This window comes from Companilactobacillus muriivasis (assembly GCF_036246245.1).
In the GTDB taxonomy this organism is placed as follows: domain Bacteria; phylum Bacillota; class Bacilli; order Lactobacillales; family Lactobacillaceae; genus Companilactobacillus; species Companilactobacillus muriivasis.
Genome location: NZ_BTTQ01000008.1, coordinates 1 through 14,698 on the forward strand (window position 1 = coordinate 1; position 14,698 = coordinate 14,698).

Consider the following 14,698-nt stretch of genomic DNA (forward strand, 5'->3'; position numbering starts at 1 on the left):
AGATCCGTTAGAGATTATGACGTAGATAGGCTGCGGGTGGAAGTGTAGCGATACATGGAGCTGAGCAGTACTAATAGATCGAGGACTTAATCGAGTAAGAGTTTACAGCAGTTCGAAGTGATTCAAAAATTTAATTCATTGTTCTTAATATCTAGTTTTCAGGGTACGAGTGTCATAGTAGAATACAGTGTAGTGACGATAGTGAGAAGGATACACCTGTTCCCATGCCGAACACAGAAGTTAAGCTTCTCCGCGTCGAAAGTAGTTGGTGGGAAACTACCCGCGAGGATAGAGAGTTGCTACGCTGTCTCATGATGGAGGATTAGCTCAGCTGGGAGAGCATCTGCCTTACAAGCAGGAGGTCACAGGTTCGATCCCTGTATCCTCCATATCATGAGCCGTTAGCTCAGCCGGTAGAGCATCTGACTTTTAATCAGAGGGTCGACAGTTCGAACCTGTCACGGCTCATTTGCAACATATATATAACACACCATGCGGGTGTGGCGGAATTGGCAGACGCGCTAGATTTAGGTTCTAGTGTCCAGTGGACATGAAGGTTCAAGTCCTTTCACCCGTATTTCAATATTGTTGTTGCGATATTGTGTTTCATTTAGTAGAATATGAAAGTAACGTTTTATGCCGACTTAGCTCAGTTGGCAGAGCACCTGTCTTGTAAACAGGGGGTCGGAGGTTCGAATCCTCTAGTCGGCATAATGCGGAAGTAGTTCAGTGGTAGAACATCACCTTGCCATGGTGGGGGTCGCGGGTTCGAATCCCGTCTTCCGCTTTCATTATAGTAACGCCGGGGTGGCGGAACTGGCAGACGCACAGGACTTAAAATCCTGCGGTAAGTAATTACCGTACCGGTTCGATTCCGGTCCTCGGCACTATAATGAATATGCACCTATAGCGCAATTGGATAGAGTGTCTGACTACGAATCAGAAGGTTGTAGGTTCGACTCCTACTAGGTGCATTTGTTTTATTTTCGGGAAGTGGCTCAGCTTGGTAGAGCACCTGGTTTGGGACCAGGGGGTCGCAGGTTCGAATCCTGTCTTCCCGATAGGCAATGTATGTTGTCAGTATCATAGTTTTTGGCGGTGTAGCTCAGCTGGCTAGAGCGTCCGGTTCATACCCGGGAGGTCGGGGGTTCGATCCCCTTCGCCGCTATTTATTCCGGACCTTTAGCTCAGTTGGTTAGAGCAGGCGGCTCATAACCGCTCGGTCGTAGGTTCGAGTCCTACAGGGTCCATCGATTTTGAATGGACCTTGCATTTTATTAATGTTATCGCGGGATGGAGCAGTCTGGTAGCTCGTCGGGCTCATAACCCGAAGGTCGTAGGTTCAAATCCTGCTCCCGCAATTAGCTTCAAATAATTAAATTTGGTTCCTTGGTCTAGTTGGTTAGGACGCCTGCCTGTCACGCAGGAGATCGCGGGTTCGATTCCCGCAGGGACCGTTAGCAGATTGATATGTTTGCTATGGTAGAAGTAGTCGCAAAGGTAATATGCGGGTGTAGTTTAGTGGTAAAACCACAGCCTTCCAAGCTGTTGTCGCGAGTTCGATTCTCGTCACCCGCTTTGCCACTTTTATGGGCCTATAGCTCAGCTGGTTTAGAGCGCACGCCTGATAAGCGTGAGGTCGATGGTTCAAGTCCATTTAGGCCCACTATATCTGGAGAAGTACTCAAGTGGCTGAAGAGGCGCCCCTGCTAAGGGTGTAGGTCGCGCAAGCGGCGCGAGGGTTCAAATCCCTCCTTCTCCGTTAGATATGACCCCTTGGTCAAGTGGTTAAGACACCGCCCTTTCACGGCGGTAACATGGGTTCAAATCCCGTAGGGGTCATTGATGCTGTTGCATCATTATATTAATAGTTTTACTTTTTTAAGCAATGGAGGATTACCCAAGTCCGGCTTAAGGGAACGGTCTTGAAAACCGTCAGGTCGCGAAAGCGGCGCGTGGGTTCGAATCCCACATCCTCCTTAGTGGGTAACAGTTGATTTACTTTTTATTATCGCGGGATGGAGCAGTCTGGTAGCTCGTCGGGCTCATAACCCGAAGGTCGTAGGTTCAAATCCTGCTCCCGCAATTAGCTTCAAATAATTAAATTTGGTTCCTTGGTCTAGTTGGTTAGGACGCCTGCCTGTCACGCAGGAGATCGCGGGTTCGATTCCCGCAGGGACCGTTAAATGGCTCGGTAGCTCAGTTGGTAGAGCAATGGATTGAAGCTCCATGTGTCGGCGGTTCGATTCCGTCCCGCGCCATTTTGGAGGGGTAGCGAAGTCTGGCTAAACGCGGCGGACTGTAAATCCGCTCCTTCGGGTTCGGTGGTTCGAATCCACTCCCCTCCATATTTTTTAGGGATATAGTTTAAAGGTAGAACTACGGTCTCCAAAACCGTCGGTGTGGGTTCAATTCCTACTATCCCTGTTTCTACCTTTTATCATGGCGGTATTGGTGAAGTGGTTAACACATCGGTTTGTGGTACCGACACACGTGGGTTCGATTCCCACATACCGCCCTTTTTTATTGGGTTATAGCCAAGCGGTAAGGCAATGGACTTTGACTCCATCATGCGCTGGTTCGAATCCAGCTAACCCAATTGCTGTAATAAATGAATATGGCGGTATAGCCAAGTGGTAAGGCAGAGGTCTGCAAAACCTTCATCACCGGTTCAAATCCGGTTACCGCCTTTGGTTATGCTAAAGTAATCGGGCATGATAGTTAGTAATATTATGCCGGTGTGGCGGAATTGGCAGACGCGCAGGATTCAAAATCCTGTTTCCACTAGGAAGTATCGGTTCGACTCCGATCACCGGCACTAGAATAGAATGACAGTTAGCTTTGAACGTTGATATATCAATGTTTGAAGCTTTTTTTGTCCTTAATATTTGTGCACGTTCTGCACACATTTATCACATCTTTCCATTTGGCAACGGCCAATGTCTGTATATGAAAAAATACCTAAGTCTTGATTAGGTTTAGGTATTAATTGTGTTTACAATATAAAAGCATCAGTTTTCAGATTTCATATCATTTTTAAGATTCTGAAATACAATATTGGTAGTCTCACAATCATTCAACGCATTATGAGATCGATTTGAAACGCCAAAATAGTCTTTCAAAGTTGATAACTTATAATTAGCGACTGGTAAATCTTTTTGTTTTGCTAATCGTAGGGTATCTAAAATTGTATGCTCATCTGTTTCAATACCCGCATTTCTTAGAAATCTAAGATCAAAACTAACATTATGGCCAACGATACTATAATCGCTTATAAAGGATAGAATATTTGGAGTTATGTCATCAATTGTTGGTGAGGATGAGACGAGTTCATTATCAATTCCAGTTAAACGAGTTATATTACGACTTATCCTTTTATGCGTTGGATGTACATAAGTGTCGAAAGTATCTATAATTTGATTATTTTGCACCTTTAATGCAGCAAATTGAATAATTTCGTCATAGTTTGTTAAACCAGTTGTTTCCAAGTCTAAAACTATGTAAGAATCGGGAAGATGTTGATAGCTTTGTTTCTTAATAGATGATGCAACTGATTTGTTGACTGACAATATTCTAGTAACCAATTTGATTTTTTCTTCATATGTAAGTCCAGCAGCATCGAGTGCATTGGATATTTTTTCATCTTGTAGGATGGCTTGTGATTTTTCTTTATAGGTAACCATAAAACGGCCTTCTTTATTTCTAGTCTGATAGTTTAATTCTACCTTAACAGAGCAGTTTAGATTAGGCCGGTTGAAATTTTTTATAAGCTGATATTGTCAGCAAGCATTGAAACAACTTTCTTATTCAAATACTTCTGATTTAATCCGGAATTAATCTGTTTATCATCAATTCTGGTTTTACCGTTTAAGAATCCCTGTACGCTGATTCTACTGTTCTTTTTAATGACTTGCTTAGACTTAGTCACAATTAGAAAATATTGGTTACTGCTCTTGATAGGGGCTAATAGTAGATGATATTGTCCATAGTCGTCAATTGTTAAATCTTTAACGTAGAAATTCTTCAAAGTGACGTTCATGAATAAATTAACGCTGCTATATTGCTCCATCGAGGTGAGATCCAGTTCTTTGGAAATGTCTGGATACTTGGAATTGGGTTTTAAGTTAGGTTTGTTTTGAGCGGTTTCAGCATGCGCTTTTGTAGCATAACGTAATGGATTAGTGGTATTGACTATGGTGCCTGTTAAAATCGTTAGACCGGTTAATAGAGCGATTCGTTTACGATTCATATTGGTTCCTCCTCAGACAATTCGTTTATTAATTATAATTCTGGCAAATGGTTGTTTAACAGCGGAAAGCATAGTTAAATATTGATAGATTTTAAATTTTTATTTATTGGATAGTCAATTTTTATAACAAAGTAAATTGATAAATCGTACAAAATGGCTATCTAATTGTATGGTCGTTTGCTACTATAATGAAGCACCAAGAGATGAGGCGCTATCAAATCTAAGAATGGAGCCTAGAAGCTTGAATAATACAAAAAATTGCGTGATTCAGACGGTGTGTAATATATTATCAGCACCTGGATTTGAACGTTTTACGGTTTATGATCTATCAAGTAAATCTAAATTAGATATTCTGACCATTTATACGGAAATCGGATTTATGGAAGATGTCTACAAAACTGTTTTTGATGAAGTGATTTTGAAAAATGTTACCGAAAATAGTGAAACGTTTGAAGATGTAATTAATAATTTTATTAATTATGTTTCTGAGAACAAGACCTTTTGTTTAAATTTGTACAAGCAAACAGAAGAGGTGATTCGCTTTAAGAAAGTAATCGAATTACTTAATGATTTGATTCTTAATTATTGTGAAAACACTGATTCAAAAGAAAGATTGTATTTGATTGTTGGTTATATAAGAATATTTCAGCAATGGTCTACAGAACGTTACTATATTCTAAGCAACGAAGTTATAGAAGAAATTAGAAAACAATTGTTATTAAACCATAGAGAAATTTTGGCTTAATTTCTGAAATCGGCATTTAATTTTCATACAAAAATAAAAAAAGGGGATATTACTGACAATAATTTTACAAACCCCTGAGGTAATGATTTAAATAAAAATCATTACCTTTTTTTATGTGGAATAAAGGAAAACAAACCCGAGTAAATTTGAGAAATTCTAAAAATCATGTATCATATATAATTGAGGTGAAAAGATGTTTAGATATGCAAAAGAAGAGGATGCAGACCAGATATTGCCAATTTTGTTCCAAATCTTCGATGAGATGGAATTAGATGTTTTTAAAGAAGTTGGCGACGAAAAGATGGCACAGGTTATCAAAGAAGGTTTCTTCCAACCTGGCTATCGTTATGGTCTTGGAAATATCCTTGTAAACGAGATTGATGGCAAAGTTGTAGCCATTATGGTCGGCTATCCTGAAGAACTTGAGGATGGTATTGACGAACCATTAGTCAAGATTATGCACAAATACGGCATTAAAGAGAAGAACTTGTTTGGTGATAAGGAAGCTTGGCCTGGTGAATGGTACTTGGATTCATTTGCTGTTGCTCCTGAATTCCAGGGCAAGGGAATCGGAACCAAAACTATGGAACACTTCATTGACGTGATTCGTGATCGTGGTGAAAAGATTTTAAGTTTGAACGTTGATGTAAATAATGAGCCAGCTCAACATGTATACACAAAGACTGGTTTTAAGAAGGTTGGCCAATTATATATTGGTAGCCACTTGTATGATCATATGCAATATGATTTAACAAAATAACCAGAAAAACGACAAATATTCAGTTTCTAGCTGAATATTTGTCGTTTTTTGCTTTAAAGAAGATTTCAAATATGAGAAAAATTTATTGGATAAAATGCCTTTATAATTCATGACACATACTGAAACAACTAATCTTTTACAATTCTTTAAATATATTTGAAATAAATACGATTAAAATCTAAGCTTGAAATATTAACCAATTCATACCACAACAAAGTTTACTAAAAACTTGTCTAGTTTTAATGCCGTTGTGTAGTACTAATGACGACCAACTTGTCTAGGTTTTTAGCTCAATCCCGCATAAGCAGTGATGTAAGCGGTTTCTGGTTGTGGTAGTCTAGGAGTTGTTGGAGGGCATATGAAGAAGTATTTGACGATATATCATGATTTGTTAAGTGATATTCAAACCAAGAAATATCAATCCGGAGAAATCCTTCCCAGTAATCAGCAATTGGTCATGCGTTACCATGTATCCCGGGAAACGGTGCGTAAGGCGATGCAGCTGCTAGCTGATGAAGGATATATTCAGACGATTCGTGGAAAAGGCAGTTTAGTCTTAGCTAAGAAAAGATTTCTTTTCCCCGTTTCATCAATAAAAAGTTATAAAGAAATTGTTAAAGAGAGTGGATTGGATTCAGTCAACCGCGTACTGAAAATTCAAAATCACGTCTTAGTTCCGGAGCGATTACGTTTTGGATCACCAGAAATGTATTCTCAATTGATTGTCCGCGCACGGGTAGTTAATGGTATTCCAACGATTCTTGATTATGATTATATCAATGAGGACGTTGCCAAAGATGTTCCCAAAGCGGATGCTGAGGATTCATTATTCAATTACTTTGAAAGTAAGTTGGGTTTGACAGTCGATTATGCAATCAAACATTTGACAGTTGAAAACGCTGAATATGATGATTGTAATCTTTTGAAAATTGACCAATCAATGCCGATGGTGGTCGTCCGTAGTGAAACTCATTTAACGGATAGTCGAATATTATCTTATACCGAATCACGACACCGAGCTGATAAGTTCAGTAGTGTTGAATTTGCTCGAAGGCATCATTAAAAATACCAACAACAGAGGGGGTAAAAATTATGTTTGGATTTAATAAACATGAATCAACAGATGAACTGATTGCGCCAATTGACGGGACAATCGTAAATCTGAAGACTGTCTCAGATCCTGTTTTTGCGCAGGGGATGATGGGTGATGGTTTTGCAATTAAGCCTGACCTAAGTAGTTCTGAATTGCTTGCACCAATCAGTGGCAAAGTAACCGTTGCGCAAGGACATGCAGTTGGTATTGAACGTGATGATGGTCTAGAATTTTTGATTCATATTGGTATTGATACAGTTTCATTGAAAGGTGCACCATTTACGATTTTTGTTAAACAAGGTAAAAATGTTAAGGCGGGGACACCGTTAGTCGATATCGATTGGAATCAAATTATAACAAATAAACTTGATCCGACCGTAATGGTTTTGATTCCTAATTCAAAAACTAATTTAAAGTCTTTGAATGTTGCTGAAGAACCAGTAACTAAGAATCAATCAATCGGACAAGCAACCGCAAAATGATATGGAGGGACTGAACAAAATGTCAAAGAGTAAAGATTATTCAGCTTTAGCATCAGAGATAATTGCTGGTGTCGGGGGAGCTGAAAATATAAATAAAGTTATTCACTGTATTTCTCGTTTGAGATTTTATTTGAAAGATGAAAAGAAAGCTCAAACAGATAAGATTACTGCACTTGATGGTGTAGCCGGAGCTTTGTATAACGCCGGTTTAGGTCAATATCAGGTTGTTATTGGACCTGCTGTTACAGAGGTTTATGACGAAGTTATCGCCCAATTGGGTGAAGGTTTTGCAGATGAAGAAGCTACTCAATCAGCTGTTGCTGAAACTGGAGCTGCTGCACAAAAAGCTGAACGTCCTAAGAACCTTTGGGGCTGGATTACTAAGGCTTTCCAAGTTTTGATTGGAACAATTACCGGATCAATGATTCCAATTATCGGCTTGCTAGCTGCTTCTGGTATTTTAAAGGGATTTTTAACATTATTCACATTTAACTTGAATTTAATTGATACTAAGTCAACAACGTACATTATTATTAACGCAATGGGCGATTCCGCCTTTTACTTCCTACCTATCTTGGTTGGATTCTCTGCAGCTAAACAGTTGCATTCTGATCCAATCGTTGTTGGTGCGATTGCCGGTGTTTTAGTTCACCCTACAATTGCCGCTCTCTGGGCTGCACCAACAAAAGGGATGGCAACTTTCTTAGGCATTCCAATGAACGCTGAATTCTTTGGCCTACCAATTCACATCCCACAGTACACATATTCAATTTTCCCAATTATCTTTGCTGCTTGGTTGGCTAGACCAGTTGGTAATTGGCTTAAGAAAGTTCTACCTTTAAGTCTTCGTTCAATTTTACAACCATTGTTCACATTGTTTATCGTTGCAAGTGCTGTTTTAGTAATTATGGGACCAGTTATTTCATTGATTTCAAGTGGTTTGGCTGCCGGCATCAACATGCTTGTTACAGCAAATGAAGCTGTTGCTGGATTAGTAATCGGTGGTTTGTATCAAGTTCTAGTTATCTTCGGACTTCACTGGATGGTTGTTCCTATCGTTTCAAACGATATCGCTATGACTGGACACTCTGTTCTAAACGCTTTGATCAACTTTACTATGATTGCTCAAGGTACTGGTGCTTTGGCTGTTTGGGCTAAAACAAAACGTGCTGACATCAAAGGTTTATCACTAGCCGGTGCTTTATCAGGTTATGCTGGTGTTACAGAACCCGCTATGTATGGTATTAACTTGAAGTATGGTCACGTATTCTGGATGGCTAATATCGGTGGTGCTGTCGGTGGTTTCATCGCTGGACTATTGAAAGTTGATATGTTTGGTTTCACAGGTTCATTGATCGGATTCCCATCATTCTTCTCAAAGACAAACCCAAGTAATATTTGGACTTTCGTAATTGCTAGTGCTGCTACAATAATCGTCTCCTTCATTTGTGTATATTTCTGGGGCTTTAGTGATGCTGACTTGGATAAAGTTAAGGCTGCTCAAAAGAAGAACGTCTTTAAAGATGCTACAAATAAATAGCTAAGGAGTTTTTAGACTATGACTGAAGATTGGAAAATTACTTATCGGGATACGCCAACTGGTGTTAAATCTTATGGACAAGAATCAATCCTCACTCTAGGTAATGGTTATCTAGGATGGCGAGGAGCACCTGTAATTAGCCGTTATAGCGATGATCATTATCCCGGTCTATATGTAGCAGGTGTTTTTAATCAAACTAAAACAGAGGTTAATGATCGAGAGGTCGTTAATGAAGATTTGGTTAACTTCCCGAATCCGCAATTATTAAAAATCACTGTCAATCAAACGCAACTATTGGTTCCTTATAGCGATAGATTGGCACAATTAGATATGGAACACGGTACTTTAATTGAAAAAATGACGTTCTCAATTGAAAAGGGAAAGCTATTTCTCAAGACAACTAAAATCTGTGATCCAGTAAATTACCATCAATTTGCTTTGAAAATCGAGTTGAGCTTGGATTTTGAAGCTGATGTAAAAGTTGAATTGGTTATTGATGGCAAAGTTCAGAATAAGAATGTTGCTCGTTATCGTAACTTTAATAGCCAGGAGTTTGCTGTAACTAAAACTTCTGATCACATGTTACAAGGCGAGACATTACAGTCGGAAATAAACTTTGTACTCGGAGCTAAGACAACTAGTGATCTGACTGACTTTGCGACGACTTATACTGATGAATCTGTGGTTGATTCTGCTACGGTTCACTTACAAAAAGATGAGCCTTTAATAATTAATCGAGTTATGGCCGTTGCTACAAGTCATGAAACAGCTAATGTTTTGAATATTGTTGAAGAAGCTCTCAAGCAAAGTAGTTTTGAAAATATTTATCAGACTAACTTGGATCATTGGCAAGGATTCTGGCAGAAGTCAGATATTAAATTGACAACTGATGACAGTGATATTCAAAAGTTAATTCGATTGCATATTTTCCAACTTCACCAAGCTGCTTCAGAATTATCCAATCCCCATTTCGATGCCTCGGTTGGTTCTCGTGGACTAACAGGTGAAGGCTATCGTGGTCACATTTTCTGGGATGAGTTATTCATGGTTCCTTATTATTCAGCTAATGAACCTTTGGCAGCTAAAGCTATTATTCAATATCGCATCGATCGGTTAAAAGCTGCTATGGAAAATGCTCATTTGCAGTTGGAACACGGAGCAATGTATCCTTGGCAATCAGCTGGTATTGGGGATGAACAAGCACAATTTATTCACCTCAATCCAATGACAAATTCGTGGTATCCTGACAATTCAAGGTTGCAACGCCATGTATCTTTGGCAATCGTCTACGATCTTTGGAGCTATACTCAAATTACTGGTAAGAATGATTTGTTAGTCAATGGTGGTTTAAATTTATTACTCCAAACAAGCAAATTCTGGTTGAATAAAGTTGAGTATGACGGCAATAAATATCACTTGTCAGGTATAATGGGACCAGATGAATTTCATGAAGCTTATCCTAATACGAAGACAGGTGGATTGTCAGATAACGCCTATACCAATTTGATGTTAGCTTGGTCGTTATCATGGTTATTAGATTTGAAAGACGCCGTTCCCGAGGCTTTCGAAAAGGCTTGTCAAGAGTCAGATTTCGATGATGACTTGTTAGCAAAAGCTCAAGAAGTCAGTCAAAATTTGGCCGTTAATGTGACAAGAGATGGGGTTATCGAGCAGTATAATCATTACTTTGAATTGCAAGAGTTAGATTTGCCAGCTTATGCGAAGAAATATGGTGATATTCACCGAATTGATCGGATTTTGAAGTCAGAAGGTAAGTCATCTAATGATTATCAAGTTGATAAACAAGCTGATACTTTGATGATGATTTATAACTTGGGACCCAAAGTCATGGCTTCGGTGATTGAAAAGTTAGGTAATAAATTGCCTAAGGAATGGCTTTTGCAAAATCGTGATTACTATCTATCCAGAACAGTTCATGGTTCAACCGTTTCTCGTCCGGTTTATGCCAGTGTCGATGCAGCATTAGGGGATGCTGATGCTGCTTGGAAGAAACTAAAGGTTGCGGTCAGGTCAGATTATGATGATATTCAAGGAGGTACCACTGCAGAAGGTATTCATACCGGAGTAATGGGAGCTGATTTGACAGTTATCATGCGTGACTTTGCGGGCGTTCGCTTTGAAGACGAGCAATTGACAGTTAATCCACAATTGCCAACAACTTGGACGAAGTTGTCGTTTAGCCAAACTTATCGTGGAGTTCAATATCATTTTGATTTCCATGATCAGGAGTTGTCGATTAAAGCCGACCATGATTGTACGGTTAAGGTTGTGGATCAGGTGATTTCGTTGAAAGCTAATGAAGCGTTTGATTATAAAATTAAAGAAAATGTTTTGATATAACAAAAAGAACTCCATGATTTTCATGGGGTTCTTTTTGTGAACTAAATGTGTTTGTATAATGTTTTTTTGATATAGATTTATACTGAATCAAGCAGTTCAACTAGCCGGAGGTTGTCAGAAAAATAGTCCAGCAATGGAGGTGGCGTTATGGCTTTAGCCATTACACCACGGGAAGATTTTGGAGACTCGCGGTTTTTGCGAGGCTTCAAATCGAGGTCCGAGACCTTGGCTCGGACCGGTCCCCATAGCAGGACTATTTTTTCTGACAACCGGAGGCGGCCCTTATTCACACTTGTTCTTAAAATTATTCAAATAAGACATCTTTGACTTCATGCCTAAATTATCTAAATCGGCTTTTGGGGCTAACATAGGTAACTTGATATATTTATCCAAAAAGATTGCTAAGAGAGTGCCCATCGGACTGTCATCCATGTTTTCAAACGAAAGCTCCAATCCAGGATGTCCTTGACTCAGAATTGTCGGTTGAACTCTGAGAATTTCTTTGCCCGCCTTAGTGACATGGTATTTGGAAGCGACTAGGTTACCGACGACGTTCCAATTGGCTTGGCTGAGATAAACATACTTTAAGTCGATCACTGGCACAGCGTTGATAGTAGCTTTTTCTTCGCCGTTGATCTCGATTGAATAAATTTTCAAAAAATTATTTTTAAGCTTTATTTCACCAATTAACGTATTTAAGCGATTGTATAATTTAATCAGAAACGGATTGTCTTTATCACGCGAAGCAATAAAAGTTGTTTCCTTATTCTGATTTGCAACGACAAGAATATTACCAACTGCCAAATCTGCTTTTCGAATATAAAGTTCCATTAATTAACCTTGGGTCTGATTATCCGCAATGGTCTGCTCAATTATTTGGGCAACGCCATCGTTGATATTACTATCAGTTTGCGTTTGAGCAATTGCCTTGATTGCAGGGATGGCATTTGCCATAGCGACACCGACTCCAGCACTCTTGATCATTGAGTAGTCGTTTAAATTGTCACCAATAGCCATGATTTCTTCTGGTAAAATATTCTTGTTATCGGCGTATTGTAAAAGGGCAATTCCTTTTTGAGCGTCGATACTATTAACTTCTACGTTGTTAGGTGAAGAAGATGTTGGAACAACATCCTTGATTGTTTTGGTAATTTCTTTCTTTAGTGGTGCTAAAATACGATGTTCGTGTTCGTTGAAACCAATTAACTTCATGATTTGATATGAATCATTGTTAAGAACGTCATTGTAATTGTCGACAAAATTCATTGGCATCATTTTGACACGTTCTTGTGTATCTTTGAGAGCTTGTTTGAAGGAAGTACCAGGGTTCAACTTCATTAACAAGTTAGCTAGGTTAGTAACTCTAGCTTCACGGTCGTTGGAAAAGATACCTTTATCGGTAATGACTTCAAAGTAGACATTGTATTTGTTGAATAATGCGACAACTTTCTTTTGTGCCTCGCGAGAAAGAGGATTACTTGAGATTAGTTTTTCCTTGGGGTCAAAGACTTCAGCCCCGTTTAAAGTGATGAAACCAGGATGAACATGATTTTTCAAAAATGGTTTGGCCTCACTTAATCCACGTCCAGTCGCAATTAGAAACTCGATGCCATTTTTTTCAGCGTCCTTGATTGCTTGGATATTACGGCTGGACACCTCCATCTTCTCATTTAGTAATGTACCATCCATATCGGATGCGATTAATTTAATCATAAAGTTTCCTCCGAATGCGTTATGCTATAAGTGAATGTTACCATATTTTACGTAGTTTTATATCAAAACAGGTAGGTGTAAATTTGAAAAACTTAATAAAAAATGATTGGCAAGAAGTTTTAAATAGCGAATTTGACAAACCGTATTACGAAAAGTTGCGAGAATTTCTTGTAAACGAGTACAATACACAAACTATTTATCCGGAAATGCACAAAATTTACCAAGCTTTTGACTGGACACCTTTTTCAGAAACTAAGGTTGTTATTTTAGGACAAGATCCTTATCACGAACCAAACCAAGCTATCGGTTGCAGTTTTGCAGTCGCACCGGGAATAACGATTCCACCATCATTGCGCAATATTTACAAAGAATTGCAAGATGATCTTGGTTGTACCCCAGTTAATCACGGTTATTTGAAGTCATGGGCTAAACAAGGTGTTTTATTGTTGAACTCGGTTTTAACCGTTAGACGTGGACAAGCTAACTCTCACAAGGGTCAAGGCTGGGAAGAATTAACCGACTATGCAATCCATGCGCTATCAGAACGTGGCGGAGTTGTTTTCCTATTATGGGGCAACGCGGCTAAGAGCAAGATTCCTTTGATTGATGAAACTAAGAATACTGTTATCTCATCAACACACCCCAGTCCATTTGCTGCACGTTATGGCTTCTTTGGTTCCAAGCCATTTTCTAAAGCAAATCAAGCTCTTTTAAACTATAATGAAGAAGAAATTAATTGGCAATTACCTGCAAGTGCCGATGAAACGGAGGAAAAGTAATGGATTTATTTGACAGCCTAAAAAGTAAGATTGACGGAAAGAATTTAACGATTGTTTTCCCAGAAGGTGAAGAACCTAGAATTCTAGGTGCTGCAACTCGATTAGTTAAAGAAAATATTTTGAAACCTATTTTAATTGGTAATCGAGCTGAAATTGAAAAGATTGCTGCTGAAAAATCATTTGATATCACTGGTGTTGAAATCATTGATCCTAAGAAATACGCTGATTTTGAAACAATGGTTGAAAAATTCGTGGAACGTCGCAAGGGTAAGAATACCAAAGAACAAGCTGAAACAATGTTACTAGATAACAACTACTTCGGTACGATGCTCGTTTATATGGACAAAGCTGACGGAATGGTTTCTGGTGCAATTCACTCAACTGGCGATACAGTTCGTCCTGCCTTACAAATTGTTAAGACTGCTCCTGGTAACTCAAGAATTAGTGGTTCATTTATCATGCAAAAGGGTGACGAACGTTACATGTTTGCTGATTGTGCTATCAACATTAATCCCAATGCCCAAGAGTTGGCTGAAATTGCTGTTCAAACGGCTCACGATGCAAAATTGTTTGATATTGACCCTAAAGTTGCTATGCTTAGTTTTTCAACCAAAGGTAGTGCCAAGAGTGACGATGTTACTAAAGTAGCTGAAGCAACAGAAATTGCCCACAAATTAGCTCCAGACTTGCCATTAGATGGTGAGTTACAATTTGATGCCGCTTTTGTCCCAAGTGTTGGTGTCCAAAAGGCTCCCGGTTCAAAAGTTGCTGGTCACGCTAATGTCTTCGTTTTCCCAGAACTACAATCAGCTAATATTGGCTACAAGATTGCCCAAAGATTTGGTGGCTTTGAAGCTATCGGACCCATCTTGCAAGGACTCGCTAAGCCAATTTCTGACTTATCACGTGGTTGTAACGAAGAGGACGTCTACAAGTCAGCTATTTTAACAGCCGCTTTAGCACTTTAAGGAGAAAT

The 14,698-nt window shown here is 39.1% G+C and carries 12 protein-coding genes, 26 tRNA genes and 2 rRNA genes; 36 read left to right on the top strand and 4 right to left on the bottom strand.

The genetic code is table 11. The annotated features are described in order from the left end of the window. From AAA923_RS09215 to AAA923_RS09350, 28 genes are all read left to right on the top strand, one after another. Nucleotides 1–94 (top strand): 23S ribosomal RNA (locus tag AAA923_RS09215); the annotation flags it as partial. Nucleotides 95–188: 94 nt separating this feature from the next. Continuing rightward, nucleotides 189–305, top strand: a 5S ribosomal RNA gene (gene rrf / locus AAA923_RS09220). 11 nt (nt 306–316) lie between these two features. Further along, nucleotides 317–389: transfer RNA gene (locus AAA923_RS09225), tRNA-Val, on the top strand. Nucleotides 390–395: 6 nt separating this feature from the next. Further along, nucleotides 396–468 (top strand) — tRNA-Lys (locus tag AAA923_RS09230). A 26-nt stretch (nt 469–494) separates the two neighbouring features. Continuing rightward, nucleotides 495–577: transfer RNA gene (locus AAA923_RS09235), tRNA-Leu, on the top strand. Between the two features lie 61 nt (nt 578–638). After that, nucleotides 639–711, top strand: a tRNA-Thr gene (locus AAA923_RS09240). A 4-nt stretch (nt 712–715) separates the two neighbouring features. Further along, a tRNA-Gly gene (locus tag AAA923_RS09245) sits at nt 716–787 on the top strand. A 14-nt stretch (nt 788–801) separates the two neighbouring features. Then, a tRNA-Leu gene (locus tag AAA923_RS09250) sits at nt 802–887 on the top strand. A 13-nt stretch (nt 888–900) separates the two neighbouring features. Next, nucleotides 901–974 (top strand) — tRNA-Arg (locus tag AAA923_RS09255). A gap of 13 nt (nt 975–987) precedes the next feature. Beyond that, nucleotides 988–1,061: transfer RNA gene (locus AAA923_RS09260), tRNA-Pro, on the top strand. A 33-nt stretch (nt 1,062–1,094) separates the two neighbouring features. Continuing rightward, a tRNA-Met gene (locus AAA923_RS09265) sits at nt 1,095–1,168 on the top strand. A gap of 8 nt (nt 1,169–1,176) precedes the next feature. Then, nucleotides 1,177–1,250: transfer RNA gene (locus tag AAA923_RS09270), tRNA-Ile, on the top strand. 37 nt (nt 1,251–1,287) lie between these two features. Continuing rightward, nucleotides 1,288–1,361 (top strand) — tRNA-Met (locus tag AAA923_RS09275). A gap of 22 nt (nt 1,362–1,383) precedes the next feature. Then, nucleotides 1,384–1,457 (top strand) — tRNA-Asp (locus tag AAA923_RS09280). 50 nt (nt 1,458–1,507) lie between these two features. Next, nucleotides 1,508–1,578 (top strand) — tRNA-Gly (locus AAA923_RS09285). 13 nt (nt 1,579–1,591) lie between these two features. Next, nucleotides 1,592–1,666: transfer RNA gene (locus AAA923_RS09290), tRNA-Ile, on the top strand. A gap of 8 nt (nt 1,667–1,674) precedes the next feature. Further along, nucleotides 1,675–1,762 (top strand) — tRNA-Ser (locus AAA923_RS09295). 8 nt (nt 1,763–1,770) lie between these two features. Next, nucleotides 1,771–1,842 (top strand) — tRNA-Glu (locus AAA923_RS09300). Nucleotides 1,843–1,890: 48 nt separating this feature from the next. Continuing rightward, nucleotides 1,891–1,980: transfer RNA gene (locus AAA923_RS09305), tRNA-Ser, on the top strand. Nucleotides 1,981–2,012: 32 nt separating this feature from the next. Further along, nucleotides 2,013–2,086: transfer RNA gene (locus AAA923_RS09310), tRNA-Met, on the top strand. Nucleotides 2,087–2,108: 22 nt separating this feature from the next. Next, nucleotides 2,109–2,182, top strand: a tRNA-Asp gene (locus AAA923_RS09315). A 6-nt stretch (nt 2,183–2,188) separates the two neighbouring features. Beyond that, nucleotides 2,189–2,261: transfer RNA gene (locus AAA923_RS09320), tRNA-Phe, on the top strand. Nucleotides 2,262–2,265: 4 nt separating this feature from the next. Then, a tRNA-Tyr gene (locus AAA923_RS09325) sits at nt 2,266–2,348 on the top strand. Nucleotides 2,349–2,356: 8 nt separating this feature from the next. Next, a tRNA-Trp gene (locus AAA923_RS09330) sits at nt 2,357–2,427 on the top strand. Nucleotides 2,428–2,445: 18 nt separating this feature from the next. Continuing rightward, nucleotides 2,446–2,518: transfer RNA gene (locus tag AAA923_RS09335), tRNA-His, on the top strand. 9 nt (nt 2,519–2,527) lie between these two features. Next, nucleotides 2,528–2,599 (top strand) — tRNA-Gln (locus tag AAA923_RS09340). Nucleotides 2,600–2,619: 20 nt separating this feature from the next. After that, nucleotides 2,620–2,690 (top strand) — tRNA-Cys (locus AAA923_RS09345). Between the two features lie 44 nt (nt 2,691–2,734). Beyond that, nucleotides 2,735–2,818: transfer RNA gene (locus AAA923_RS09350), tRNA-Leu, on the top strand. A gap of 193 nt (nt 2,819–3,011) precedes the next feature. On the opposite strand, the gene AAA923_RS09355 is transcribed toward AAA923_RS09350, so the two are convergent. Both AAA923_RS09355 and AAA923_RS09360 read right to left on the bottom strand, forming a co-directional pair. Continuing rightward, the gene (locus tag AAA923_RS09355) at nt 3,012–3,683 is read right to left on the bottom strand and encodes a 3'-5' exonuclease (protein ID WP_338216570.1); all 672 of its coding nucleotides are present in this window, start codon (nt 3,681–3,683) and stop codon (nt 3,012–3,014) included. An 80-nt stretch (nt 3,684–3,763) separates the two neighbouring features. Then, nucleotides 3,764–4,249, bottom strand: a complete 486-nt coding sequence (locus AAA923_RS09360) for a hypothetical protein (protein WP_338216571.1) — start codon at nt 4,247–4,249, stop codon at nt 3,764–3,766. A 241-nt stretch (nt 4,250–4,490) separates the two neighbouring features. Between AAA923_RS09360 and AAA923_RS09365 the strand changes: the two genes are divergently transcribed. The 6 genes from AAA923_RS09365 to AAA923_RS09390 all read left to right on the top strand — a co-directional run bounded on the left by AAA923_RS09365 (nt 4,491) and on the right by AAA923_RS09390 (nt 11,230). After that, nucleotides 4,491–4,994 (top strand): hypothetical protein, encoded by a 504-nt coding sequence (locus AAA923_RS09365; RefSeq protein WP_338216572.1) that lies wholly within the window; start codon nt 4,491–4,493, stop codon nt 4,992–4,994. Nucleotides 4,995–5,187: 193 nt separating this feature from the next. After that, entirely contained in the window at nt 5,188–5,754 is a 567-nt protein-coding gene (locus AAA923_RS09370) for a GNAT family N-acetyltransferase (protein WP_041501684.1), read from the top strand. A gap of 358 nt (nt 5,755–6,112) precedes the next feature. Then, the gene (treR, locus tag AAA923_RS09375; RefSeq protein WP_338216575.1) at nt 6,113–6,817 is read left to right on the top strand and encodes a trehalose operon repressor; all 705 of its coding nucleotides are present in this window, start codon (nt 6,113–6,115) and stop codon (nt 6,815–6,817) included. A 29-nt stretch (nt 6,818–6,846) separates the two neighbouring features. Beyond that, a complete protein-coding gene (locus AAA923_RS09380; RefSeq protein ID WP_338216577.1) occupies nt 6,847–7,329 on the top strand; it encodes a PTS sugar transporter subunit IIA in 483 nt (160 codons plus the stop codon). A 19-nt stretch (nt 7,330–7,348) separates the two neighbouring features. Next, on the top strand, nt 7,349–8,869 hold the full coding sequence (locus AAA923_RS09385) for a PTS transporter subunit EIIC (protein WP_338216579.1): 1,521 nt from the start codon (nt 7,349–7,351) through the stop codon (nt 8,867–8,869). Nucleotides 8,870–8,887: 18 nt separating this feature from the next. Continuing rightward, nucleotides 8,888–11,230 (top strand): glycosyl hydrolase family 65 domain-containing protein, encoded by a 2,343-nt coding sequence (locus tag AAA923_RS09390; protein WP_338216580.1) that lies wholly within the window; start codon nt 8,888–8,890, stop codon nt 11,228–11,230. 282 nt (nt 11,231–11,512) lie between these two features. On the opposite strand, the gene AAA923_RS09395 is transcribed toward AAA923_RS09390, so the two are convergent. Continuing rightward, entirely contained in the window at nt 11,513–12,061 is a 549-nt protein-coding gene (locus AAA923_RS09395; RefSeq protein WP_338216581.1) for a hypothetical protein, read from the bottom strand. Nucleotides 12,062–12,064: 3 nt separating this feature from the next. Beyond that, nucleotides 12,065–12,943 carry a Cof-type HAD-IIB family hydrolase gene (locus AAA923_RS09400; protein ID WP_338216583.1) on the bottom strand — a complete coding sequence of 293 codons (879 nt, stop codon included), beginning with the start codon at nt 12,941–12,943 and terminating at the stop codon, nt 12,065–12,067. Nucleotides 12,944–13,026: 83 nt separating this feature from the next. Between AAA923_RS09400 and AAA923_RS09405 the strand changes: the two genes are divergently transcribed. Together AAA923_RS09405 and pta are read left to right on the top strand one after the other, a co-directional pair. After that, nucleotides 13,027–13,722, top strand: a complete 696-nt coding sequence (locus tag AAA923_RS09405) for a uracil-DNA glycosylase (protein WP_338216585.1) — start codon at nt 13,027–13,029, stop codon at nt 13,720–13,722. Then, nucleotides 13,722–14,690, top strand: a complete 969-nt coding sequence (gene pta, locus AAA923_RS09410; protein WP_338216586.1) for a phosphate acetyltransferase — start codon at nt 13,722–13,724, stop codon at nt 14,688–14,690. Before AAA923_RS09405 ends, pta begins: the two co-directional genes overlap by 1 nt. Nucleotides 14,691–14,698: the final 8 nt, after the last annotated feature.